We start from the raw sequence: 22,170 nt of genomic DNA, 5'->3' as shown, positions 1-22,170 counted from the left end.
GAACGATGCCTACTGACCCGGAACGTCTCAAGCTTGGCCTCGAAAACCTGCTGGATGATCGCGACTACCTCTACCGTCTCGTCTCGACGATCGATTGGGATGCCCAACTCGAAGCGATCAGGGCTGTCCTGAGAGAGCACCGGCGATCGGCCGACCATGTCAGCACCAACATCAAAGAGCTGGAGGAAGAAGCCCGAACCTACAGGGGGGCCTACTATGATCATGTTGTCGATGAGCATGTCGATGCGATGTGGCGTTCGACATACAGCGACGCCGCGATCAGCCTCTCTGCCGTTGGCATGATCGTTCCGACGATCGAGACCATTTTCGCGCAGGCCTTCCACGCCCTGGGCGAGAAATATGTCACCAAGGACATTTTGCCGCCCGACCATAAGCGGTGGCGTCGCGCGAAGGAGCATCCAGAACGGTGGAACGTTCAATGGTACTTCGGCAAGAATGACGGCCGCGTCGACATCGTTTCGGGCCTGCCTCAGCTCTGTGACGCCACCGGCGTTTCTGCTTATCTTGGCCCTGATGATCTCGACTGGATCGTCGCTCTGCTCAGCTACCGGAACCGGATGTTCCATGGCGGCTTCGAATGGTCGATACCACAGCGCCAGACGTTCGTCGCCCTGATCGCGGAGCGTGGCTGGGACCAGTATTTCGTCTGGTCGACGACCAACGATGAACCCTGGATTTGTTACCTGCGGGACGAGGTGATCGATGCGCTGCCCGACAGGGTATTCGCTATCCTGGACAGCCTGGGCCGCTTCACGAAGGCCCTGCCCTACGAGTTGATGTCGGATCCCCGGTGACGAGCCGCCGCTACACATGCTGCAGGTCTAGCGACCACAGCGTTGCATCGAGCCCGTCGGATGCATTAGCCGCGTCCGCTTGGGCCAAAAACGGTCACGGCAGGAGCGAATTGTTTACATCTGAAAGGGGGGCGAGTCCTGAATGGCAGTTATTCGCCAAGCACGCCCACCTCCGGACCGTCCGGACACGGCTCCACTATCTCTCCAATGGCCATGCTGGCCGAAGGGAGAAATATCTCGACGTAGATATAGATGATGCGCTGACGCTTGCCGAAGCAACAGAAATCTGACCCGTACGGCCTCGCTGAACATAGCGGGGCCGCGTTCAGCAACGCGCCGCTATGCCCCGCCGCTCCTGGTTGTCTAGCAAGCAGCGTTGATGGGAGATCGGGTCCAAACTGGGTAACGAGCGAGCAGCACTCCACCACTCACGGCTCAATCAACGTCTGCATCAGGGGAGGGAGCACGTCAGCGTGCGTTCCGAACACGTGGGCATCGCTCATCCGCTCATCGGTGAATACACCGCATACCCTGACCTGATTGAGAAGCAGGGCTGCGGTGTTGAGCATCGGTGCGCCCGACACGCCCCGCGGGATCGGCGCTAACTCAAGCTGGCCGTTTTTCGTGGTGACGGCCCGCTTGTTGTACCGGACGCCGACCAGCTGCGGACCAAGTTCCACCTTGGTACCGGAGTAGCAAAAGGGCTTGGGCCGTAGGATCGTGTCCGCCCCAGACCGATGAAAGTCCCGTGCGAGATAGCCAACGATCGACACCCGTTCCGGCGCCGGCAGGCCAATCTGCAGCGCCGTGTAGGGAAGCACGCGCCTCGGCTCGAACCCGTCCACATGAGCAATGGCGACATCCATCTCCTTCGTGAAAGCCACCTCGCTACGGGTCACTTGCCCGAGCGGTTTCAATGCGCCGTCCGCAAAGATCTGCTTGTCTTCGGCCTTCTCGGTAAACGTCGCCCCAAAAAGGCAGTGCGCGGCGGTCACCAGCAGCTGCTTGCCGTGCCACATGGTCAGGAACGCGGTGCCTACTTGGTCATCGCGCCCATTATAGATCGGCACAAGGTGCGGCAGCGCAGAGGCCTGCGCTTCCTTGGACACCTCGGTTATGTATTCGGTCGGATCGATAAATCGCATAAGAAAATGTGTCAGAATTTCCTGGCCTAGTCGCGCCTGCAGGATGTCAGCTAGATCAACGGTAGCCCCAGCAAGGCATTCCAGCCGCGAACGACATTGTGCATGATAGCGCTGAGCGATCGAGAACCCGCGTTCGTGATGATGAGCACCTGTGCCTCACCATCTGGCCGACCTTCCAGGTGGATTGTCGGGGGGGTCAGCGCGATTTCGATCACCCGTCCTGTCTTGGGTACATGGATTATCTGCGGCGATGTGAGTTCAGCGTGCTTGATTGCATCTGCCGCTTCACCGAGGACCTTATGATCATCTGGCCGCGGGTTGCCAGCAGCGTCCACGGCGCAATTGGCGATCAGCTGACGAACCTGAGCCTTGTTTGTTGGGGTCGGATTGAAGCGCGCGAACGCATCCCGTTCCAAGGCCACTTCCGCAAAATGATGAAGGAAAATCGCGCCTACCATGCCGAGCCGGAGGGTTTCATAGCTCACCTGCCGGAAAAGCTCGCCGTCTTGCTCCATATTGATCTGGCGAAGAAGCTCTTCGCTCGTGACGAAGTTTTGCACCGATGGTGTGACCAGCCACTTCCAGTGGGACTCCAGAGGGAGATCACCCATCCATTACTCCTTTAGCGACCTTTGAATACCGTTTGCCGATGAAAAAACAAAGACTTCCGCCTACTCAGAATCAAGGCAGTTTTCGAAGAAGACCTGGGCGTCTAGTAAAACCTGCGCACAGCAATCGCCCGATCCCTTGAAGCATCCCGCCGCCGCGTCGTGACAAAGCTCCGAGAGCAGGACCTGGTTGCCGTCCACGACACACTAGATCTCGAAGCGTTCGTAAGGAACCGCCTAGCTGAGGCGCGCTAACGTGCGCACCCTATTTGATTAGGCAATCGTATCCGATAGCGATCATCCAGGCATTGTTTGTTTGGGGTCGAGTTACTGAACGGCAGCTATCCGATAATTGCCGCCTATGGCGGACTTTCCGCTTGCGGCCCTCAAGCCGACAACCAGCAATCGAACCGGTAGCCCATTTCCCGATCAATCTGAACAGCGCCATACGGCCAGAAGTCCCTGAGCACCTCGCCATGTGGATGCCGGAAGCGCCGGTGTGCAGGATCGGAAGAAAAAAGACTTACCGACGGGCGAACTTTCGCGGCAATTCCCTGATGCCAGTTGCGTCTCGACCCGTGATGCATGACCTGGAAGAACGCTGCGCGGGCGAGCCGTCCGCTTCCGGAGAAGAAGCGCTCGAACGTGTCGAAGCGCGGGCCGGCATCCAACGTTCCGTCCCCCGTATAGATTTGCGCGCACCGATTGAACTCCGACGAGGGGGGCGTCTCGCGCGCTTTGGGAACGCCGGACTGACGGCGAAGTCTTCCCAGAGGTCCGGAATAGAGAAACAGCGAGATCAGATTGCGAAGCTCCGACGTCGATCCGAAATGGCGATCGTAGAGGGCTTTGAGGTCGGACAAGGCATTTGCACGGTTGGCCGGATCATAAAGCAAGGTGTTGAGAAGGGGATTTGCCGCCGCCAGGAAGGCCGGCGTCGCCCTGGGAGATAGATTAGCGTCGTTGTACGGAACGAACTCCCACAGGAGCGGTGCAAGAATTCGACCGGCTGGACGCAGGAAGCGAACTTGAACACCGGCATGCGAGGTCGCCGCAGGATCATCCGACGCCTCGTCCGGCGGATCTCCTCGCTCAACCTTAAGATCGATCTCGCCGCCTGACGGTCCACCTTCGAAGTCCTCCGGCCCGGGCGGCGGCGAATCCTCCGGCCCCGAAGCCGGCACGAACACGATTTCCCCGATGCGGCCTTCCCGGCCGCCGCCAGCGAGAAAGGCGACCGGATCCAGGTAGAAGCCAAAAATGGGATCGTCAGCCTCTACGCCTTCTGCCAAGGCAATAATCAGCCGCCGCCACAGAGGGACGTAAGGCAGAAGCAAAGTCGTTACAGGCATTCCCTCGATGAGGCGGACAATTCCACTCACGTGATCCCGATCGAAATGCGAGAGCACGCACAACCGGACGTTCGACGCCTTGATCAAATCCTGGTGCCGGAAGAAGGCTCCAAGCGCCCTGTCCAGCAGCGCGCCGCTCGAAGTCGTTCCACAGTCGTAGACCCAGTTGACAGGCGGACATTGGTCACCCACGACCGCTCCCGAGGAGAAGAGTCCCTGTCCGACCGGCCACCAATCCAGCATCAGGCGCCATGGCGTGGCAGCCAGGTGGATGGACCCGTCAACGAAAACGCTGGGACTCAGCCAAGGACAGTAGAGAGCTGCCTGAATGAACAGGTCGACTTCCATGCCCGTCGCTGGCCGGACCCCGGGACGTTGATGGCCACCCCCTTTGATCTCGGCGATGACGCGGTGATTGATATCGCGACCCGGTCGAGTGAAGTAAGAAAGGATCGCCTGGTTGGACAGCCTAGGATATGTTGCGAGCATTCCCCTCATGAGGCCGATCTCGCTATCGGTCAAATTGGCTGCAGAACTCAGGGCAATCTCCTTTTGCTTAGTACAGCGCGACACGAACAAGGCGCATGGAGCATGCGCGTCGAACGCTCCCCGCCGATGTCCAACGAAACACACGGATCGTTAAGAACATGTCCAAGTTGAGCAGAACGGCTTCGATGTTCGTCTTCGATACGCGAAGCTATGCCTCGTCACAGACTTATCGCTGCAGCATTTCGAGCAGCACATCACCGTGACCACAACATGCCGCTACCTCGGCGCCCTTCGCGATACCTCGCAATGACCTCTTCTCGTGAATGCGAAAGCATCCTGAACGGGCCCGATGGGGTTTGAAGTGGCCGTGCTAGCGCCAGACCGCCGAATGGCAGCTATCCGAATATCTGCCCCCAAAGCGGCCTGTCCGGGATCGGCCCCTTTGCGGTCATTCCATAATTCGCGTCTGAATGGCTGCGGTGATCCAAAGCCGAGGCAGGCGCGGAACGCCTAAGTGGCGCGTCTCAAGCGGCCATGCAGATGGGCGTGCCCGAGGATAAAAGCGACAGAAGCAGGACGGCCGGGTGTGAGGCACGACGCTAAGTCGTATGTTCCTGCTGCATCTCTTTCATGTCCTGAAAGCGGTCCGCGATCCGCGGGTGGAGCCGGCCGCCATCCGCCGCGCCGATGGCGACGACGATCTCGTCCGCGGCCGGGCCGTCGGCGATCTGGAAGTTGGCGGTGATGAAATGCGAGCGGCGGCCGTTCTCGCTCTTGTGCATCATCGGCAGCGACAGCAGCGCGCCCGGCGCGTTGCGCGTGTTGCAGAATTCGAGATAGGTCGTGCCGCCGACAGCGTCGCGGAAGAGATTGCCGAAGCGCAGCGTGTGGATCATGGCGGAGGCGTGCTCGATCTCGCCGGCGGTTCCGACAGCTGCGGCCTTGCCATAGCTTTCAATGCGTTCCGCCGGCATCAGTCCAATCAGGCGGCGCGTGAGTTCCTGCCCGAGCCGGGGTGCGATGGCGACAATTTCCGGCCGCAAATCCTCGACGAAGCCGCGCCCGGCCCATGGATTGCCCAAGACGGCGGCGACGACGATCGATGTCACCGGCCTGGCGGCCGCCCTGCCGCCTTCAAGGTGGACTTCCTCGATGAAGGTACAGACTTTTCGCAATTCCATGATTTGGCCTCTCCACGTGGAAGCTCAAATCTAGTGAGCGCCAATCGGCGGGTATTCCTCCGGTTCGTAGGAAGAATCGGCGTGCGCCCCGCTTGGAAGCGGTGTAGCGTTCGTATATCCGCGACGGCTTAAATTCGCCCTTCGCGAGTGGCGGAAGATCAGGCGTGGACCACGAATCGCAAATTCTCTCCTTGCGGGACGCCGCCAGCCTCATCAATTCGGGCGGCGATCTCCAGTCCGTACTGCGCGACCTCGTGCTGGCGGCCTGCCGTCATGCCAAATGGACGTTGGGCTCGATCATGGGCATCGATGCCCCGCATGGCCACGCCTATGTCATCGTGCGCCACGATCCGACGCTCATTCACCGCACGCTGCCGGAGCGCTGGGAACTGGCCACCAGTCCCTCGATCGTCGCGCTCAACCGCAATGAGCCGGTCTACATCAGGGACGCGCGGGTGTCAGAGGAATTCCCGGGCTATCGCCGCGAGGCCTTCGAGCGCGACTACCGCAGCGTGCTGGTCATGCCGATGAACTGCGTCGACGAAGACGGCCGGCCGATGGTGCTGACCGTCGTCTCGCGCGAGATCACCGAAGTGACGGCGCAGGATATCGCCTTCATCGGCATGATCGTGCATCTGGGCGAGATCGCGGTCGAGAAGCAGCATCGGCTGCGCCAGGGGAAGCAGGCCGGCGAACGCCTGCAACGCGCGCTTTCGGCGCACACCTCGCTTCTGCAGCAGGCCTTGTCGGATGCGTCGGTGGTCTCGCTCGCCGAAAAGGTCAGCGAACTTTTGCCCAATCCGGTGGTGGTAATCGATTTCCATGCCAATCTGGTCGTCGCCGGCCGTTCCCCGAGCGAGGCGCATTTCGACGTCGCCTCCTGGCAGCAGGCGGTGAGCGGAACGCTCAGCCGGCAGATCTTCAAGATAGCGCGCAGCACGTCCGACGGACGCCACACCGACACGCTGTTCGTCGATGACGGCAAGCGCCAGCTCAAGCTTTCGGTGCGCATCGAGCCGCTTACCATCGATGCCGAAGTGGTTGGCGCGCTGATGATTTTCCCAACGCCGCAGGCATCTGGCCAACTCGACCAGATGCTGCTCGACAGCACGAAATTCGCGCTCAGCGTGCAGATGATGCGCAGCTTCGTGCGCTTCCGTTTCGAGACGCGTTCGCTGACCGAGCTTTTCCTGGAGGTGGTGGAGCGCCGCTGGCGCGACGAGGCCGATATCGTCAATCGGGCCCGCCGGCTGGGGCTTGACTTGACCGTTGCGCACAAGATGATCGTCGTCGATCTCGCCGAGCAGGCAAAGGACGGCGCCATTGGTCTTGCCGATCCGCATCATGCACTCATGCGTCTCCTGCAGCAGGCTGGCATTGCCGGCACGGCAATCGCGGTGGAAGATGGGCTTGTGTGCCTGGTTCCTGCCGAAGCCGGGCAGGACGGAGCGCGCTTCTCGAAATTGCCGCACAGGATCGCGGCCGAACTCGGTCGCTATTTCGAGCGCGAACCGGTGGTTGTGCTTTCCGAAGCCTGTGCCGCGCTGGCCGATTATCCGGTCGCCTGGGAGCGGTGCCGGCGCATGATCCGGATCGGCCGGTCCTTCGGGCGCACCGGTGTCTTCGCCGGCCAGGATTTCGGCCCGTTGCCGATATTGGTCGCCGCCGCCGACGCTCCCGACGTGCGCGGCTTCGTCGAGGACAGTATCGGCGCCCTGATCGCGCATGACCGCGAGCACGGCACGCCCTATCTGGACACGCTGTTTGCCTATCTGCGCGAGGGTTGCCGCAGTCAGGCCTGCGCCGACGCCATCGGCCTGCATGTCACCACCTTGCGCTATCGCCTGTCGCGCATGGAGGAACTGTTCGGCGTCAAGCTCGACACGCCCGAACAGCGCTTCGCGGTCGAACTGGCAATTCGTCTCAGCGGCATCATTGACAGCCGCATGCCGTCCGTCCGCTAGAGCCACTCCATCCCGACACCCCTGCCTGGCATCCGCTGCCCGGGCACAGGCTCGCCGCGCCTGCGCTTGCTCCGGATAACAGCAGCACGCCGCGCCATCTTTCCTATAGACCGGAGGAAGCACAGGGGCCGGCTCCTGCCTAGCTTTCGTCCGACAACGCGGAGGAGAGCAATGACGGACGCAACGGCCGTGGCACAAAGGACGATCGATCCGATCGCCTTGCGTCGTGCCTTCGGCACCTTCGTCACCGGTGTCACCGTCATCACCACACGCGACAGCGACGGCAATCCGCGCGGCATGACCGCCAACTCCTTCACCTCGGTCTCGCTTGACCCGCCGTTGCTCCTGGTCTGCGTCGGCAAGGCGGCGGCGAGCTTTCCCGCATTCAATGAAACACGGTCCTTCGCGGTCAATTTCCTGCATGAGGGGCAGGTCGATGTTTCATCGATGTTCGCCTCGAAGGCGGCGGACAAATTCCAGGCAGTCAATTATGACCGCGCCCACACCGGGGCGCCGGTCCTCACTGACAGCCTGACCTGGTTCGACTGCACCGTTCACAATCGCATCGAGGCGGGTGACCACATCATCCTGATCGGCCGGGTCCAGGCTTTCGGAACCAGCCCGTCGGCGCCGCTCGGATTTTGCCGCGGCCGCTACGCCAGCGTCAAGGATCCGCTGCCCGCCGGCTGGCTGGCCTCGCAGGACATGATCATCGGCTATCTGGTCGAAGCGGGGAACCGCATCCTCTTGCGCAGCGATGGCAAAGGAAGCTGGGTGCTGCCGACGGCACAGCGCCGCAAGGCCGACAGCCAGCTCGTCCTCGATGGCGGCGAGGCGCTGAGCCTCGTTCCTGAAAACACCTTCCTCTATTCGGTGTTCGACGTCGCCGACAGCGACCCGGGCTATCTGATCTACCGCGCCGAACTGAGCCGTGAGAGCGCGCAGGCTGCGCTGCCGGACGGCCACGCCTTCTTTTCCGTCGACGCGCTGCCTTATGAGGGGATCGCCACGCATGAATTGCGCGCCATGCTACGCCGCTATGCGCGCGAGCGCCAGGACAAGCGCTTCGGCATCTACATCGACACCGGTGACGGCGGCCGCGTCGCCATGATCGACGGCCAGTCGCAATCGTGGACGCAGGCCGCGTCCGAATGATGCTTCACGCAGGACAGACAGCATGAAAACGACGGTCGGATCACTCGAAGGCTCACGCCAGGACCTGTTCATCAACGGTGCGTTCGTGGCGCCGAAAAGCGGGCAGTACATCGACAGTTTCGACCCGACCACCGGCAAGCCCTGGTATCAGTTCGCCGAGGCCGGTGCCGAGGATGTCGGCGCGGCCGTGGCGGCAGCACGCGCTGCCTTCGCCGCTCCGTCCTGGCGACGCATGACCCAGACCGACCGCGGCAGACTGGTGCGCCGGCTGGCGGAACTGGTGCTGGAGCACGCCGACGAGCTGGCGCTGATCGAGACACGCGATAATGGCAAGCTGCTCAAGGAAATGCGGGCGCAGATGCGCGCCATGCCCGACAGCTATACCTATTTCGCCGGGATGGCCGACAAGTTGCTCGGCGACACGATTCCCGTCAACAAGCTCGACATGCTCAACTTCAACCTGCGCGAGCCGATCGGCGTCGTCGGCATGATCACGCCGTGGAACTCGCCGCTGATGCTGCTCACGGGCACGCTGGCGCCATGCCTGGCGCTCGGCAACACTGTGGTCGTCAAGCCGTCCGAGCATGCCACGGGCTCGACGCTCGCTCTCGCCGAGCTGATCATGGAGGCCGGCTTTCCGGCCGGCATCGTCAATGTCGTCACCGGCACCGGCGCCGTAGCGGGGGACGCGCTGACGCGGCATCCAGGCATTGCAAAACTCGTCTTCACCGGTTCGACGGTGACGGGACGCCGCATTGCCGCCAATGCGGCGGAAAACCTCATTCCCTGCTCGATGGAGCTCGGCGGCAAGTCGCCGCATGTCGTCTTCGGCGATGTCGACATCGACCATGCCGTCAACGGCGTCGTGTCCGGTGTGTTCGCGGCGGCGGGGCAGACCTGCGTCGCCGGTTCGCGCTGTTTCGTCGAGGCCAGCGTCTACGATCGCTTCGTCGAGGCGCTGGTCGAGCGCACGAGGCGCGTGCGGGTCGGATTGCCGACGCTGGAGGAAACCGACATCGGTCCGCTGGCGCTGTCGGCGCAGCTTGCCAAGGTGGAAACCTATGTCGCCTCGGGCGTGCGCCAGGGCGCGAGCATCGCTGCCGGCGGCAGGCGGCCGCAGGCGGCCGAGCTTGCCGGAGGCTGGTATTTCGAGCCGACCGTGATGACCGATGCCGATAACGGCATGGACTTCATGCAAGAGGAACTGTTCGGGCCCGTTGTCGGCGTCATGCCGTTCTCTTCGGAAGACGAGATGATCCAGCTCGCCAACGACACACGCTATGGGCTGGCCTCCGGTATCTGGACGCGGGATATCAACCGCGCGCTGCGCTTCGCCAAGAATGTCGAGGCCGGCACGGTCTGGGTCAATACCTACCGCGCTTCGTCCTTCATGTCCGCCAATGGCGGCTTCAAGGAGAGCGGCTATGGCCGGCGCGGCGGCTTCGACGCCATGGAGGAGTTCTCGCGCCTGAAGAACGTCGTCATCGACTACTCCGGCGCCATGCAGGACTCCTTCATCATCCGCCTTCGCTGACCAACGACGCAACGACCGGGAGACCGACATGAAATTCGCCGTTTCGCTGACCATGGAACGCTTCTCGCCCGACATGCCGATGGCAAAGGTGAAGAGCAATCTGCTCGACCTGGCGCGCCTGGCCGATGAGGGTGGCTTCGAGACGCTGTGGACGGCGGAGCATCACACGATCGAATGCACGATCTCGCCCAACCCGCTGATGACGCTGACCTGGCTTGCCCAGCATACCGAGCAGATCCGGCTCGGCACCTCGACGCTGGTCGCTCCCTACTGGAGCCCGATCCGGCTGGCAGGAGAGGCGGCACTTTGCGATCACCTGACAGGCGGGCGACTGGAGTTCGGCATCGCGCGCGGCTCCTACCAGTACGAGTTCGACCGCATGGCCGGCGGCATGCCGCAGCAGGAAGGCGTTGCCTATCTGAAGGAGCTGGTGCCGGCGGTGAAGAAGCTGTGGGCGCAGGATTATGCCCATGACGGCGATTACTGGAAGTTCCCGCTCGCCGCCGGCGTGCCGAAGCCACTGCAGAAGCCGCATCCGCCGATCTGGGTGGCCGCGCGTGATCCCGGCACCTTCGACTGGGCGGTGGGCATCGGCGCTTCGATCCTGTCGACGCCCTTGTCGGCGCCGGCGGCCGAGATCGCCGTGCTCGGCGAGAAATTCCGCAAGGCCGTCGCCGATCATCCGGAGGTGCCGCGCCCGCGCCTGATGATGCAGCGGCGCACCTGCGTCTACGAACGGGCGCAGGACTGGGAGATCGCGGTCGGGCATGCCATCGACTACGGCCGCGCCTTCGAGAACCTGTTCCAGAACATCGGCACCGTGCAAAACGGCTTTCCCGAAGCCGTCCCCTACGAGAGCGTCAAGGGCAAGGACAACTACAATCCCGAAAACATCCGCCGCAACCTGATGTTCGGCACGCCGGACGAGGTGATCGAGAAGCTGCTCGACTATGAAGCGGCGGGCGTCGACCAATATTGCCTCGGCCTGACGTTCAACCTGCCATTCGAGCTGCAGAAGAAGACGATCAAGCTGTGGGTCGACGAGGTGATGCCGGTTTTTGCGGCCCGGGAGCGCGACAGGGCGCGCCAGGCGGCGAGGGCGTGACCATGGCGCGCACTGGCCAGCTCGATGTCGAGGGCGTGCTGCTCAACTGGCGCCTTGAGGGTGAGGGCGGCGTGCCGCTGGTCTGCATCCATGGTGTCGGCTCCTATCTCGAAGCCTGGAATGGCGTGGCGGGCCAACTGAAAGATCGCTTCGCGGTCCTCACCTTCGACCTGCGCGGTCATGGCCGCTCCAGCCGGGTCAAGGGCCGCTACGAGATCGACGATTTCGTCAAGGAGACGCTGGCGCTGGCCGACCATGTCGGGTTTGCCACCTTCCATCTGGCCGGGTTTTCGCTGGGTGGCCTGATCGCGCAGCGCCTGGCTTTGACGCATGCCGAGCGCCTGCAAAAACTGGTGCTGCTGTCGACGGTCGCCGGCCGCACGCCCGAGGAACGGCACGCGGTGCGCGGCCGGCTCGCGGCGCTGATGGCGAGCGACGCCTCGGCGCATCACGCCGCCTCTCTGTCACGCTGGCTTACAGAGGACTTTCAGGACAAGAACCCGGACGTCATCGCCGAGCTGCGCCGGCGTGACGCTGAAAACGACCGCGACTGCTACGCGGCGGCCTATCGCGTTCTGGCCGAGACCGATTTCGGCGGCATCCTCGACCGCATCACCTGCCCGACGCTGATCGTCACCGGCGACGACGACCAGGGCTCCAGCCCGCGCATGGCACGGCTGATGCACGAACAGGTGCAAGGCTCGCAACTCGCCATCCTGCCCGGACTTCGCCATTCGATCCTGATCGAGGCGCCAGCCTGGGTTGCTGCCGTGATGGGCGATTTCCTGCTGGACGTTGACCGCGGGCAGGGGGGCGGCGCCCATGAATAGCAACCTTCTCGATGCGGCAGAGAATGTCGAACAGCAGGCGCTCTACGAGGGCTCGCCGGCAACAGGCCGGGACCTTCCCTGTGATCGGGGGAATGGCGTTGGCAAACATCCTCCGCGACATCGGAAGACCGAACCGGCCGCGACGTCGCTAAATCCGCGAGCCTTTGGGAGAGGACGCCGACCTAGTCGGCACGAAATTGCGAAGTCACGACCGGCTGAACCATCGTGACCGCAAGGGACTGAACAACAACAGGGGAATACGCACATGACAATCTGGAACAGACGACAAGTGACGATGGCCGCGGTGGCGCTTGCGCTTGGCGCATATCCTGCTCACGCAGGCGCGGTGCTCGACCGCGTCATGGCGGCCGGCACGCTCAAGGTGGCGACCGATGCCAACTGGGCGCCGCAGTCCTTCGTGAATGCCAGCAACGAGCTGGACGGCTTCGATGTCGACGTCGCCAAGGCGATCGGCAAGCACCTCGGCGTCAAGGTCGAGTTCATCACGCCCGGCTGGGACATCATCACCGCCGGCCATTGGGCAGGGCGCTGGGACATGCATGCCGGCTCGATGACGCCGACCAAGAAGCGCGCCGAGATCTTCGATTTTCCGGCGGTCTACTATTACACACCGGCGGCTGTTGCCGTGCACAAGGACAGCAAGGCCAAGACGCTGGCCGATCTCGACGGCAAGGTGGTCGGCGCCACCAGCACCTCCACCTTCGAGGCCTATGCCAAGAAGGATCTGAGACTCGATGCCGCCGGCGCGCCACCATTCGAGTACAAACTCAACCCGAAGGAGGTCCACTCCTACGAGAATTCGACGACCGCCTTTGACGATCTTCGCCTCGGCGACGGCGTGCGCCTGGATGCGGTGGTCTCTTCGCTGCCGTCGATCCTCGATGCCGAGAAGGCCGGTTACCCGATCAAGCAGCTGGGCGATCCGGTCTTCTACGAGCCGCTGGCGATCGCCATCGAACGCGGCGATCCCGAACTCTCCGCCAAGATCGCCGACGCCGTGAAAGCGATGAAGGAGGACGGCACGCTGAGCAAGCTTTCCGAAAAGTGGTACGGGAAGGATATTCGAAGACAAACTAGCCCCTTCAAAGGCGGCCTGCCCCGGGCAGGCCGCCGAACAGCCGGTGCTCAAAGATGCTCTATCCCGATACCGTTGAAGCCGAAATCCTCGTCCACAAACCCTGGTTCGTGGCGACGATGTTCGGCGTCGTTCTGCTTCTCTTCATGGCTTTCAACATGTCGGGCACCAGCTTCGCCGAACTGATGCGCCCGGTGATCGGCGAACCGTCGGTGAGTGGCCTCTACGGCCGCTTTGCCATTGCCTTCGCCATAGCCGTGATCTTCACCTTGAACGTCGTGCTGATCGGTTTCGCGCCGCTCAAGTTCCAGATCGGCATCGTCTGGCTCGAACTGCTGCTGCTGTTCATTGCCTTCTTCGAGACCTTCCATCTCAGCCTGCCCTTCATCAGGGAGAAGCTGCCGTTTCTGATCAGCCAGGGCGTTGTCACCACCCTCTACGTTTCGGCGATCTCGATTGTCATCGCTTCCGTCATCGCGGTCGCCGGCGCGGTCGCCAAGCTTTCCAGCAATGGCTTCGCCTACGCCATCGCCAGCTTCTACACCTCCTTCTTCCGCGGCCTTCCGCTGCTCATGCAGGTCTACCTGATCTATCTCGGCCTGCCGCAACTCGGCTTCGTCATCAATGCCGTGCCTGCTGGCATCCTGGCGCTTTCGCTCTGCTACGGCGCCTACATGAGCGAGATCTTCCGCTCCGGCATACAGAGCATCGATCGCGGCCAATGGGAGGCGTCGCGCTCCATGGGCTTCGGCTTCGCGCTGACCATGCGCCGCATCATCCTGCCGCAGTCGCTGCCGGTCATCATTCCGCCGACGGGCAACCAGTTCATCTCGATGCTGAAGGATTCCTCGCTGGTCTCGGTCATTGGCGTGTGGGAGCTGATGTTCCTGGCGCGCACCCTCGGCCAGAAGACCTTCCAGCACATGGAGATGCTGATTTCCGCCGCCATGATCTACTGGATGCTGTCCATCTGCCTCGAACTGATCCAGGCGCGGATCGAACGGCATTACCACCGGAGCAAGGTGCGATGAGTGCTCAGGCCATCATTGAAGCCAAGGCCGTCTCCAAATGGTACGGCGATTTCCGCGCGCTGAAGGACATCAACCTGACCGTCCACAAGGGCGAGCGGATTGTCATCTGCGGGCCCTCGGGTTCCGGCAAGTCGACGCTCATCCGCTGCTTCAATCGCCTGGAGGCGCATCAAGAGGGCGATATCACCGTCAACGGCGTTGCGCTGCATGGCAAGATGGGCAACGTCGCCGCCGTGCGCTCCAACGTCGGCATGGTCTTCCAGCACTTCAACCTGTTTCCGCACATGTCGGTGCTGATGAACTGCATGGCCGGCCCGATGTGGGTGAAGGGCGTGTCGGAAAAGGAGGCGCGCAAGACCGCGCTGAGGTTCCTCGAGCGGGTCCGCATTCCCGAGCAGGCAAACAAGTTCCCCATCCAACTGTCCGGCGGCCAGCAGCAGCGCGTGGCAATCGCCCGCAGCCTGTGCATGGAGCCGGCTGTCATGCTGTTCGACGAACCGACCTCGGCTCTCGACCCGGAAATGGTGTCCGAGGTGCTGGAGACGATGACGGGACTGGCGCGCGACGGCATGACCATGGTTTGCGTGACGCACGAGATGGGGTTTGCGCGGGCGGTTGCCGATCGCGTCATCTTCATGGACGCAGGGCAGATCGTCGAGGAAGGCACGCCCGACGCGTTTTTCGGTAACCCGCGCCATGATCGAACGAAATTGTTCCTCAGCCAGATACTGAAGCATTAGCCCTCCGGAAAGGCTGCCTTTCGACTCTGCTTTCGGAAAAACGGACAGTCCGTCTCCGGCGCCGCTACTGACCTTGAATATTCCGAACCCGCAAATGGCGCGCACGGATGTTTATGTAAGCTTGTTACGCTTTGACTGCCGCACGACCGCAGCGGGGAGTTCGTACGAATGCCGGTGGTACGCAAGACAAAATCGTCTTAACCACCCTGAGCCATCCTGCAGACGCAACGCTGATTTCTCGCGCTCTCATCTTCAGTTTTCTGGAGCCTGTGTCCGCGATGCCGGCTACCCAGACTGCTTAGATGAACTTTGAACGATGCCTCTCCTCCGGGGCTACCCAGCGTTCTATAAAATCCAGCGGATCCGCGTTTCCCGTCATTGCCTTGGCGAGGGCCAGACGCTCCTCCAGGCGCTGCCGCCGCCCGTCGTTCGTACACTTCAGACGCTCCTCAGCATCCGCGAAAAAGCGCTCTACCGTCATAGCCTTTCCCCACCTCTCCATAATTTCAGCAAGCTGCTGCTGGCTATCGGCAAGAGCTTGAGCTGTCTTGCGGGCATCCTCTTGCCTTAGGTAGCGCTCCCACTCCTCCTCTCGCTCTTTTTTCCTCTTCGCCGCCGCCACATCCTCGGCATCCATAAGGCGTTGCACATTGTTCTTAGCCGCTTTCAAGGTCTCGACGATTTTTGGGATCAGCGTGCCAAGCGCCTCCTGCTCGGTCTCCTGCCAACTGACAGACCAGTCGACGCCCTTTTTCGGGGAATAGGCAATTACCCGAAAACGTCCGCAGGGCATATCCTGCTCTTTTGTCCAGGAGTGCGTCAGTTGCCAAGGCTTGGCTGATCGTATGAACCTGCTGTCCTCCCGATGGTAGTCACCATTGAGGTATCGCATCGTCACTCTCTCGGTCATCTCGGTGAGAGCGAGTCCTATTGGCACCGTATCAATGTAGAAGACAGTCGGTCGGTCCGGAGACCAGATGCTTCCCGAGAGATAGCGTCCGTATTTGCGATCCTTTCGCTCCACTTCCTGTTCCTTGACGTGGATGCGATGAAGGTCACCGGCAGCCTGAGCGATGTGAACGCGGTAGCCTTGTTCGTCCAGCGCAAGGTAGAGGTCATTGGCGATCGCCAGTGCGCGATGCAGTGCAGTTTCCGATGAAATCAGATCTGGCAGGATCCTCTTGTAGGGCCTGAGGAACTCGCCTTCCTTTACCTCCCGCGTTTTTCGCAAATGTTCTTCGACACCAAACAGCAGCGGATGACGCGTCGGACGATGGGGTTTCGCTGGGCGCCTGGTCTTTCGCGCGGAGCCTTCTTCCGGCGCTCTTTTTTGTCTTGGTTTCGGGGTCGACGGTGCGATCTCGATGGTCTCATCAGGTGCCTCTGGCAGCGCTGCCAGCTCCGCCGGGAGCCCGAGAGACAAGCGGGTCCAATACCCCGATCCGGGATAGGGTACTTGATATCGTTTGCAGATGGCGGCCAGCGCCGTGCCGGAAATTCCGAGCTCCGGGGCGACTTTGCTGAGCGGCCTGTTGCACACCCGTTGATAGAGCTCAAAACGTGTCAGTTGCATTGGCGAAAAGGTCTCAATTCAATTGTGGCCGATATCGCACTGCCGGGATACGCCAGGCAATATGTCTCTCCGGTGGTCCCTTAAATTCGGGTGTTTGCGCACAGTGGGGTCGGTGTCGCCGAACCAGAAGGGGATAGGACGGCGTCCCTGGACTATGAAGCAGAGAAATGCGTCTTTCACGATTTTTATGACGCCTCTTGGATACGATGGAAGCGGCTCGGGGCGCTTTCCTCACCCTGGTCCGCTCTCTTCTCGATACGGACGCCGCGTCGCGGGCGCCAAGGTTGAGGGACGGATCAAGGAACGCGAGGAATGCCTGAGCAAGTTTCGCGCTGCAGCGATGGCCAGCGATAACCGGCAAGAAACATGTCGCTGCCCGCAAAGCGTGCCTTGGGGTGCTCGAAGGCGGAAGCCCGCGACGCCCGCAAGGCCTTCGTTGAGGCCGCCAAAGAGGCAGACATCCTTTGAGCAGGATCCGTTCAGCTGAGCGCCGATCCGCTTTCCATCGTACCCTCGATAGCCTTACTGTTAACAGGTCGCCCAGGTCCGGAGCCTGCCATGTGCAACGATTACGAACAGCATGTCCTCTGGGCTGAATATTGCCGGATGATGGCGTCACTTGCGCTCAAGATCCCCAGCCACCAAACCGAACTTGATTTGCCCAGGTGGATGACGTCCGCATCAGTGACCCGGCGCCAATAATGCGTGCCGCTGATGATGCGATCGAACTGGCATCGATGACGTTCGGGTTTCCGCCGACCGGACCAAAAGGTGGGCCGGTCTTCAACTTTCGCTCCCGAAGGCCGGCAATTCGGAAATAGCAAGCGCTGCCTCGTTCCTGCGTCCGCGTTATTCGAATTCACAGGCACGAAATATCCGAAGGCGAAACATCGCTTCACGCTCAACGGCTCTCCCTTCATGGCCGTTGCAGGGCTTTGGCGTGAAGCCGTCGGCAACAAGCCGCCCACCTTCACGATGCTGACGACCGATCCCGGACCGGATGTCGCGCCATATCATAATCGGCAGGTTGTGGTCCTTCAGCCGGAGAATTGGGCGGCCTGGATCAACCTGACAAAGCCTGAGGCTGAGTTGCTGCGTCCGCTTCCCGCTGGATCGCTCTCGGTGGAGACAGTTCGTCCCGGAAGCTCGTGACTTAGCTGCGCAGGAACTCTGGTACACTGAGCGGCCCGAGATCGAGAACCGGCGCGTATTCGCCCGTGCGGCGCCAGACGCCTCGCACCTTTCCATTTTCCCGATTCCGCCTCGGATCGAACATCAGCCCCTCGAAGTGATCAAGGAACACCTCTGCAGATGCAGCGTCGCTGAAGCAATGGAGCCGATAGGTTTCATATTTGCCGTTCGGCCATATCGCCTGCACATGCCGCGTCTGATGCTTAAGCCCTCGTTCCTGGCAGAACTTCGCGATCATGGTGAAGTTCCGGTCCGTGCAAAGGTCGTCCGGCAGCGCAACCTGGTGCGGCCAATCGCGGTCGATAACCGATGGCGTTGGTGAGCCCCGACTACGTTTGACCACTATTCGAAATGCATGGACTGGCCGCGCATCATTGCCAGCGTCAGCGCGATTGCGGGATTTGCCGGTGGCTTCTCCATATGCAACGAGCCGTCGAAATCACGCCATGCCGCCATGCGCAATTCATCATCGTCATAACTGGCCGCAGGGTCGAAAACGTGGGCATCACAAGGATCTCGGTCGATCTCGATTGTCCAGTCCTTGAGCGCCTTGCGAGCCATCTCTTCGACCTGGGCAAGGTCGCTGGTGAAGAAGGGGATACGGTCTCCATCTTCCGAAAGCGGCTCAACCCGATCCAGCATCGGCCGCTCGAGAACCCAACCGAGGACGAAGGCGATATCGAAATCGATCTGGCGGTCCGGGCCGGTCGCGATCTCCAGCCGCTTGACGACCTCAGGATAGAGCTGCTTCCGCTCCGGCCAGGTGTCTGGAACCGCCTCAGCTTGCAACCGCGTCCGGGCAACGTTGATCAGTTCCATGACCTGATGGCGTGGAACTTTTTCCTCCGGCCAGCCCGCACAACATGCCGCTGCCGCAGCCTTGTCGGCCTCCATCCAGACTGCCGCAGCTAGGTCCTCGTCCTCGGTAGGCTTGTCGTCATCGGGAAAGCCCTTGATATCCCAGCCTTTCAACGCGAACAGCCCTTCCGCGCCTTGCAACGCGGTAATGCCTGCGCGCGCAAACACTGCTTCGGCTGCCGCGATGCCAAGTGCGAGTCCTTGGGATGTTGCGCCCTGAATGTTCAAGCGAAGTTCCATGGTTCGCCTCCTATGGCCTCACCCTGCCAATGTGAACAAAAAGAGAACAATGAGTCAAGAGCGCCCTTGACGAGACAGGAATATGTTCCTTATTTCAGCATGATCTTGAGCAGCAAGGGACCATGGCTCGGCGTCAATCGCGCTGGCCGGCGAAGCTATGGCGAAAACAGCGGAAGACAATTTTCGGATCGAGGTCTGGGATCGCGAGGAGCAGGCTCTTTCAGAAACCATTTCGCGTTCCCCCGATTCAACGGTGAGTCAGGCAGCCTGGCAAGCCGCCATTCGGCGCCGACCGGGCATGTTGCTGATCCACTACAACAGTCGGCATGTGATGGAGAAAATCCTGACACCAGGCGAGGTGAAGATCCCACCGCAGACCATGATCGAAGGCAGCGTTCACGCCGGCCTAGCGTTGCCCTTGGGGACCTTCGCGAATGGCATGTGTTGCGGGCCTGGTGCAGATCCTGTTCGCACCATGCAACGGTAAAGCCTGCCGGGCTCATCAAGCGCTATGGAAAGGACGCTCTGTTCAGTTCGGTCGAGCGAGCGCTTTTCTGCACGAGCTGTGACAGAGGCGGGCCTGTCAGGCTGGAAATTCACAAGCTGCCACGCAATTGAGGGAGTTGAAGGATGCACGATCGATTTCTTCCAGACCAACTCGGCGCTCGCGTTGGCCATCCCCTATCGCATCGTCGCCGATCAGCGGCCGGACTGTCGAGACCCGGAACTGTCCGCGATCTCGCTGGTCGGCTTGCATCCTGACGCAAAAACGCGGACCGCCGCGGACGGGGGACAGTCGGTCCCGCGTCCCGTCCTGCGGCCGGCGCTGTGCTGACGCTCCTACGGCTGTCCCGTTCACCGCCCGCGGCGGGGACGAATTTCCTCCGTCCTGCGCGCGACAACGTCCCCTGTTGCGGACGCGCGCAGGACTGCGGTTTATACGCCGTTCTTCCTTGGAGCGCCGACAGTCGCCAACGGGAGGTCAACGAGGCAGCAGCGCCACGTCGACTGGAAAAAACGAATGTAAGACGGGGTCATCGCGCCTATGCGATCCCGTCGGTTTCGCTCTCCTCATCGATGGCACGCACCGGGACATAGGCTCCAGGGCACGCCGGCAACATTCTTGAGCATCAACGCCGCGCGATGAAGGAAAATCTGCAAATCCGGCCGCGACACGTCCGCTTTGCGGTCCGCGGCGCTTTCAAGTTCTTCAGCAAAGGACAGGCGGGTCATTGTCGGCTGCTGCGCCGTAGTCTGCGCCTCTTCGCTTTTTGGAATTCAGCGGCGATGTACGCGGCGGCGTGTTCGGCCGCTCGCATGGTTTTCGCGCAGCCGACCGGCCAGTCCGCGGAGAAAACGCTGCGGCAAGACTAGGCCCGAGCTTCTCTGTCCCAACAGCGCCGTAAATACAGAAAGCCGGATTCGCCTCGTGAAATTCGTGGTATCTGAGGAAATCCTTCGTCAGAGATTGAGTTCTATCGACAACACGAATACTTCCTAACCAACCGGGGAGGGTGGTGGTGGAAATTCGGCAAACAAATTTGACAATCGAGAAGCTAGCCCGTCCTATTCATGAGCCTTGTGGTTCGAGCGCCGCTGAGCCGTTCGGTCATGCAGGTGTGAGGCGTCTTTTTCACCGCAGCTGAGACTGGACTTTGGAACGCGCTGGAGGGTCAAGGTGTCGGGTTCGGCGGGGCTTTGATGCCCCGGCGCTCACGGTCCTGCGGGCTGCAGCGTGAGAGCGATTTGTCGGAACAGGTTGGCCTCGGGACAGGCGGCGGCGAAGGCCAGGCGGATTCGCGAGACGGTTTCGATGACGCGGGCGCCGAGCTTGAGGAGCCTGAGCCGCAGCGTGGCGAACTCGGCGTTGCTGAGATGATCGGTTGTGGGCACCGCCTCGCGCAGGGTGAGCATGAGCCAGTATGCGGCGGTGTGCAGGACGAGGCGCACCTGGTTGGCAATCGGTGAGCGACAGCTGGTGCGGTCGGAGGCAAGCTGGCTCTTGTGCATCTTGATCAGGTTTTCGGCCTGGCCGCGGGCGCAGTAGAGCACGTCGTAGACATGCGCGGCAGAGCCTTTGTCGAGATTGGTGACGACGAAGCGGATGTCGAGGCCGCGGGTGGTTGCCTCGCTGCGGGCGCAGACGCGGCGTTGCGTCTTCCAGGATTTCGCCTTGTATCGGGTCTCGGCATAGCCGCGCAGCACCGGCTTTTGCTCGAGCGCGCGGCGGGTGCGGATATCGTCGGCGGCTTCATCAACGAGACGCTGGAGAACCTTGTTGCCGGGCAATCCGAAGAGGTAGTCGAGCGCATTGTTCTCGCACCAGGCCATGACCTCCGCCCGGCCATAGTGGCCGTCGCCGCGGACCAGGATGCGGGTGGCCGGCCAGCGGGCGCGGATGCGCCGGACAAGCCGGCGCAGATGCCCGCGGATCTCCTTGCCCGTCGGGGTCTTGCCAGGACGCAGGATCATGGCGACCGGACGTCCGGTCGCGGCGTCATAGATGTGGATCGGCAGGAAGCAGCGCTCGTCGTAATGGGCGTTGAAGAGCGAGAGCTGCTGATGGCCGTGAACGACATCAACCGTGTCGTCGATGTCGAGCGTCACGCTTTTGGGAGGCGCGGCATAGCTCGACAGCCACAGATCGACCAGCACCCAGCCGAGCCGGATGAGGGTGCGCAGGTCTGGCAGGTTCTCCAGGCGCGAGCAGGTCGGCTGCGAGCACAAATCAATCCCGCTGTCGGGCAGCCGCCCGCAGGCGAGCTTGAAGGCCGGGTCGGTGCGCAGTCGGTCGAGATCGTTGGCATCCTCGTAGCCGCATGCGATCGCAAAGATGCGGGCGCGCAGAATGTCGGCCATGGCGTGTGTCACCCGCTGTGGGTCGCGCGGATCGTGGATCGCAGCGGCCAACCTGTCGGCCAGTTGCAGGCGTCGCTCGGCCGCGGCCAAAAGCATGACGCCACCATCCGAGGTGATGCGTCCGCCGTCAAACGCAGCTGTGATCTTCTTGCGCCCAACGGCTGGAAATGAGAGCGGCAGCAACGTATCGTCGGTCATGGCGGGTGTGGCTCGCGAGACGTGGTGGCAGGGCTGGCTTAGACAACCGAATCCTACGCCAAATCAATCGCTTAGGCTACATCCGCCAACCTCTCAAACGCTCCGTCGTGCATAAGACGGGCTAGTCCCTATGATTGCTGGGCCTGAGGGCGGCCCGTCATCCGATATGCAACGGTACGAGGGTTAAGCCGGCTGGCCGGCGCAGA

At 61.7% G+C, this 22,170-nt stretch carries 18 protein-coding genes and 2 pseudogenes; 11 read left to right on the top strand and 9 right to left on the bottom strand.

Translation table 11 applies throughout. The features are described from left to right. Window positions 1-5 precede the first annotated feature (5 nt). Entirely contained in the window at window positions 6-815 is an 810-nt protein-coding gene (locus NKK47_RS26815; RefSeq protein ID WP_352578868.1) for a hypothetical protein, read from the top strand. 428 nt (window positions 816-1,243) lie between these two features. Here NKK47_RS26815 and NKK47_RS26810 read toward each other — a convergent pair whose 3' ends face one another. The 4 genes from NKK47_RS26810 to NKK47_RS26795 form a co-directional block, all read right to left on the bottom strand. After that, window positions 1,244-1,960, bottom strand: coding sequence for a trypsin-like peptidase domain-containing protein (locus tag NKK47_RS26810; RefSeq protein WP_352578867.1), 717 nt, complete (start codon window positions 1,958-1,960; stop codon window positions 1,244-1,246). Between the two features lie 50 nt (window positions 1,961-2,010). Further along, window positions 2,011-2,571 carry a hypothetical protein gene (locus NKK47_RS26805; protein WP_352578866.1) on the bottom strand — a complete coding sequence of 187 codons (561 nt, stop codon included), beginning with the start codon at window positions 2,569-2,571 and terminating at the stop codon, window positions 2,011-2,013. 383 nt (window positions 2,572-2,954) lie between these two features. Beyond that, a complete protein-coding gene (locus tag NKK47_RS26800; protein WP_352578865.1) occupies window positions 2,955-4,268 on the bottom strand; it encodes a ComEC/Rec2 family competence protein in 1,314 nt (437 codons plus the stop codon). A gap of 740 nt (window positions 4,269-5,008) precedes the next feature. After that, a complete protein-coding gene (locus NKK47_RS26795) occupies window positions 5,009-5,590 on the bottom strand; it encodes an amino acid synthesis family protein (RefSeq protein ID WP_352578864.1) in 582 nt (193 codons plus the stop codon). A 164-nt stretch (window positions 5,591-5,754) separates the two neighbouring features. Between NKK47_RS26795 and NKK47_RS26790 the strand changes: the two genes are divergently transcribed. The 8 genes and pseudogenes from NKK47_RS26790 to NKK47_RS26755 all read left to right on the top strand — a co-directional run bounded on the left by NKK47_RS26790 (window position 5,755) and on the right by NKK47_RS26755 (window position 15,045). Continuing rightward, window positions 5,755-7,554, top strand: a complete 1,800-nt coding sequence (locus NKK47_RS26790) for a helix-turn-helix domain-containing protein (protein WP_352578863.1) — start codon at window positions 5,755-5,757, stop codon at window positions 7,552-7,554. A gap of 171 nt (window positions 7,555-7,725) precedes the next feature. Next, window positions 7,726-8,709 (top strand): flavin reductase family protein, encoded by a 984-nt coding sequence (locus NKK47_RS26785; protein ID WP_352578862.1) that lies wholly within the window; start codon window positions 7,726-7,728, stop codon window positions 8,707-8,709. Window positions 8,710-8,731: 22 nt separating this feature from the next. Then, the gene (locus NKK47_RS26780; protein WP_352578861.1) at window positions 8,732-10,243 is read left to right on the top strand and encodes an aldehyde dehydrogenase; all 1,512 of its coding nucleotides are present in this window, start codon (window positions 8,732-8,734) and stop codon (window positions 10,241-10,243) included. 28 nt (window positions 10,244-10,271) lie between these two features. Further along, a complete protein-coding gene (locus tag NKK47_RS26775; protein WP_352578860.1) occupies window positions 10,272-11,348 on the top strand; it encodes an LLM class flavin-dependent oxidoreductase in 1,077 nt (358 codons plus the stop codon). 2 nt (window positions 11,349-11,350) lie between these two features. Further along, the gene (locus tag NKK47_RS26770; protein ID WP_352578859.1) at window positions 11,351-12,178 is read left to right on the top strand and encodes an alpha/beta fold hydrolase; all 828 of its coding nucleotides are present in this window, start codon (window positions 11,351-11,353) and stop codon (window positions 12,176-12,178) included. A gap of 265 nt (window positions 12,179-12,443) precedes the next feature. Further along, window positions 12,444-13,259, top strand: a pseudogene (locus tag NKK47_RS26765) (transporter substrate-binding domain-containing protein); the annotation flags it as partial. 71 nt (window positions 13,260-13,330) lie between these two features. Then, the gene (locus tag NKK47_RS26760; protein ID WP_352578858.1) at window positions 13,331-14,305 is read left to right on the top strand and encodes an amino acid ABC transporter permease; all 975 of its coding nucleotides are present in this window, start codon (window positions 13,331-13,333) and stop codon (window positions 14,303-14,305) included. Then, window positions 14,302-15,045 carry an amino acid ABC transporter ATP-binding protein gene (locus NKK47_RS26755; protein WP_352578857.1) on the top strand — a complete coding sequence of 248 codons (744 nt, stop codon included), beginning with the start codon at window positions 14,302-14,304 and terminating at the stop codon, window positions 15,043-15,045. Before NKK47_RS26760 ends, NKK47_RS26755 begins: the two co-directional genes overlap by 4 nt. A gap of 298 nt (window positions 15,046-15,343) precedes the next feature. Here NKK47_RS26755 and NKK47_RS26750 read toward each other — a convergent pair whose 3' ends face one another. Further along, window positions 15,344-16,618, bottom strand: coding sequence for a hypothetical protein (locus tag NKK47_RS26750; protein ID WP_352578856.1), 1,275 nt, complete (start codon window positions 16,616-16,618; stop codon window positions 15,344-15,346). Window positions 16,619-17,176: 558 nt separating this feature from the next. Between NKK47_RS26750 and NKK47_RS26745 the strand changes: the two are divergent. Continuing rightward, window positions 17,177-17,770: pseudogene (locus NKK47_RS26745) on the top strand (SOS response-associated peptidase family protein). A 1-nt stretch (window position 17,771) separates the two neighbouring features. On the opposite strand, the gene NKK47_RS26740 reads toward NKK47_RS26745, so the two are convergent. Together NKK47_RS26740 and NKK47_RS26735 are read right to left on the bottom strand one after the other, a co-directional pair. After that, complete coding sequence (locus NKK47_RS26740) at window positions 17,772-18,047, bottom strand: hypothetical protein (RefSeq protein ID WP_352578855.1); 276 nt, start codon at window positions 18,045-18,047, stop codon at window positions 17,772-17,774. Window positions 18,048-18,151: 104 nt separating this feature from the next. Next, entirely contained in the window at window positions 18,152-18,907 is a 756-nt protein-coding gene (locus NKK47_RS26735) for a hypothetical protein (RefSeq protein ID WP_352578854.1), read from the bottom strand. A gap of 157 nt (window positions 18,908-19,064) precedes the next feature. On the opposite strand from NKK47_RS26735, the gene NKK47_RS26730 reads away from it, so the two are divergent. Continuing rightward, window positions 19,065-19,394 carry a hypothetical protein gene (locus NKK47_RS26730; protein ID WP_352578853.1) on the top strand — a complete coding sequence of 110 codons (330 nt, stop codon included), beginning with the start codon at window positions 19,065-19,067 and terminating at the stop codon, window positions 19,392-19,394. Between the two features lie 584 nt (window positions 19,395-19,978). Here the strand turns inward: NKK47_RS26730 and NKK47_RS26725 are convergent. Together NKK47_RS26725 and NKK47_RS26720 are read right to left on the bottom strand one after the other, a co-directional pair. Further along, window positions 19,979-20,140, bottom strand: a complete 162-nt coding sequence (locus NKK47_RS26725; RefSeq protein ID WP_352578852.1) for a hypothetical protein — start codon at window positions 20,138-20,140, stop codon at window positions 19,979-19,981. Window positions 20,141-20,620: 480 nt separating this feature from the next. Continuing rightward, on the bottom strand, window positions 20,621-21,964 hold the full coding sequence (locus NKK47_RS26720; protein WP_352578851.1) for an IS1380 family transposase: 1,344 nt from the start codon (window positions 21,962-21,964) through the stop codon (window positions 20,621-20,623). Between the last annotated feature and the right edge of the window lie 206 nt (window positions 21,965-22,170).

This window comes from Mesorhizobium sp. M0019, from assembly GCF_040323975.1.
In the GTDB taxonomy this organism is placed as follows: Bacteria; Pseudomonadota; Alphaproteobacteria; order Rhizobiales; family Rhizobiaceae; genus Mesorhizobium.
This window is presented reverse-complemented; position numbering and strand designations above follow the sequence as displayed.

Excerpts from the sequence above, each read along its gene's own strand:
- NKK47_RS26775 (WP_352578860.1), top strand. The coding sequence starts at position 10,272 with ATGAAATTCGCCGTTTCGCTGACCATGGAACGCTTCTCGCCCGACATG.
- NKK47_RS26810 (WP_352578867.1), bottom strand. The coding sequence starts at position 1,960 with ATGCGATTTATCGATCCGACCGAATACATAACCGAGGTGTCCAAGGAA.
- NKK47_RS26770 (WP_352578859.1), top strand. The coding sequence starts at position 11,351 with ATGGCGCGCACTGGCCAGCTCGATGTCGAGGGCGTGCTGCTCAACTGG.
- NKK47_RS26815 (WP_352578868.1), top strand. The coding sequence starts at position 6 with ATGCCTACTGACCCGGAACGTCTCAAGCTTGGCCTCGAAAACCTGCTG.
- NKK47_RS26755 (WP_352578857.1), top strand. The coding sequence starts at position 14,302 with ATGAGTGCTCAGGCCATCATTGAAGCCAAGGCCGTCTCCAAATGGTAC.
- NKK47_RS26720 (WP_352578851.1), bottom strand. The coding sequence starts at position 21,964 with ATGACCGACGATACGTTGCTGCCGCTCTCATTTCCAGCCGTTGGGCGC.
- NKK47_RS26795 (WP_352578864.1), bottom strand. The coding sequence starts at position 5,590 with ATGGAATTGCGAAAAGTCTGTACCTTCATCGAGGAAGTCCACCTTGAA.
- NKK47_RS26785 (WP_352578862.1), top strand. The coding sequence starts at position 7,726 with ATGACGGACGCAACGGCCGTGGCACAAAGGACGATCGATCCGATCGCC.
- NKK47_RS26760 (WP_352578858.1), top strand. The coding sequence starts at position 13,331 with ATGCTCTATCCCGATACCGTTGAAGCCGAAATCCTCGTCCACAAACCC.
- NKK47_RS26800 (WP_352578865.1), bottom strand. The coding sequence starts at position 4,268 with ATGGAAGTCGACCTGTTCATTCAGGCAGCTCTCTACTGTCCTTGGCTG.
- NKK47_RS26780 (WP_352578861.1), top strand. The coding sequence starts at position 8,732 with ATGAAAACGACGGTCGGATCACTCGAAGGCTCACGCCAGGACCTGTTC.
- NKK47_RS26750 (WP_352578856.1), bottom strand. The coding sequence starts at position 16,618 with ATGCAACTGACACGTTTTGAGCTCTATCAACGGGTGTGCAACAGGCCG.
- NKK47_RS26730 (WP_352578853.1), top strand. The coding sequence starts at position 19,065 with ATGGCGAAAACAGCGGAAGACAATTTTCGGATCGAGGTCTGGGATCGC.
- NKK47_RS26735 (WP_352578854.1), bottom strand. The coding sequence starts at position 18,907 with ATGGAACTTCGCTTGAACATTCAGGGCGCAACATCCCAAGGACTCGCA.
- NKK47_RS26740 (WP_352578855.1), bottom strand. The coding sequence starts at position 18,047 with ATGATCGCGAAGTTCTGCCAGGAACGAGGGCTTAAGCATCAGACGCGG.
- NKK47_RS26805 (WP_352578866.1), bottom strand. The coding sequence starts at position 2,571 with ATGGGTGATCTCCCTCTGGAGTCCCACTGGAAGTGGCTGGTCACACCA.
- NKK47_RS26725 (WP_352578852.1), bottom strand. The coding sequence starts at position 20,140 with ATGACCCGCCTGTCCTTTGCTGAAGAACTTGAAAGCGCCGCGGACCGC.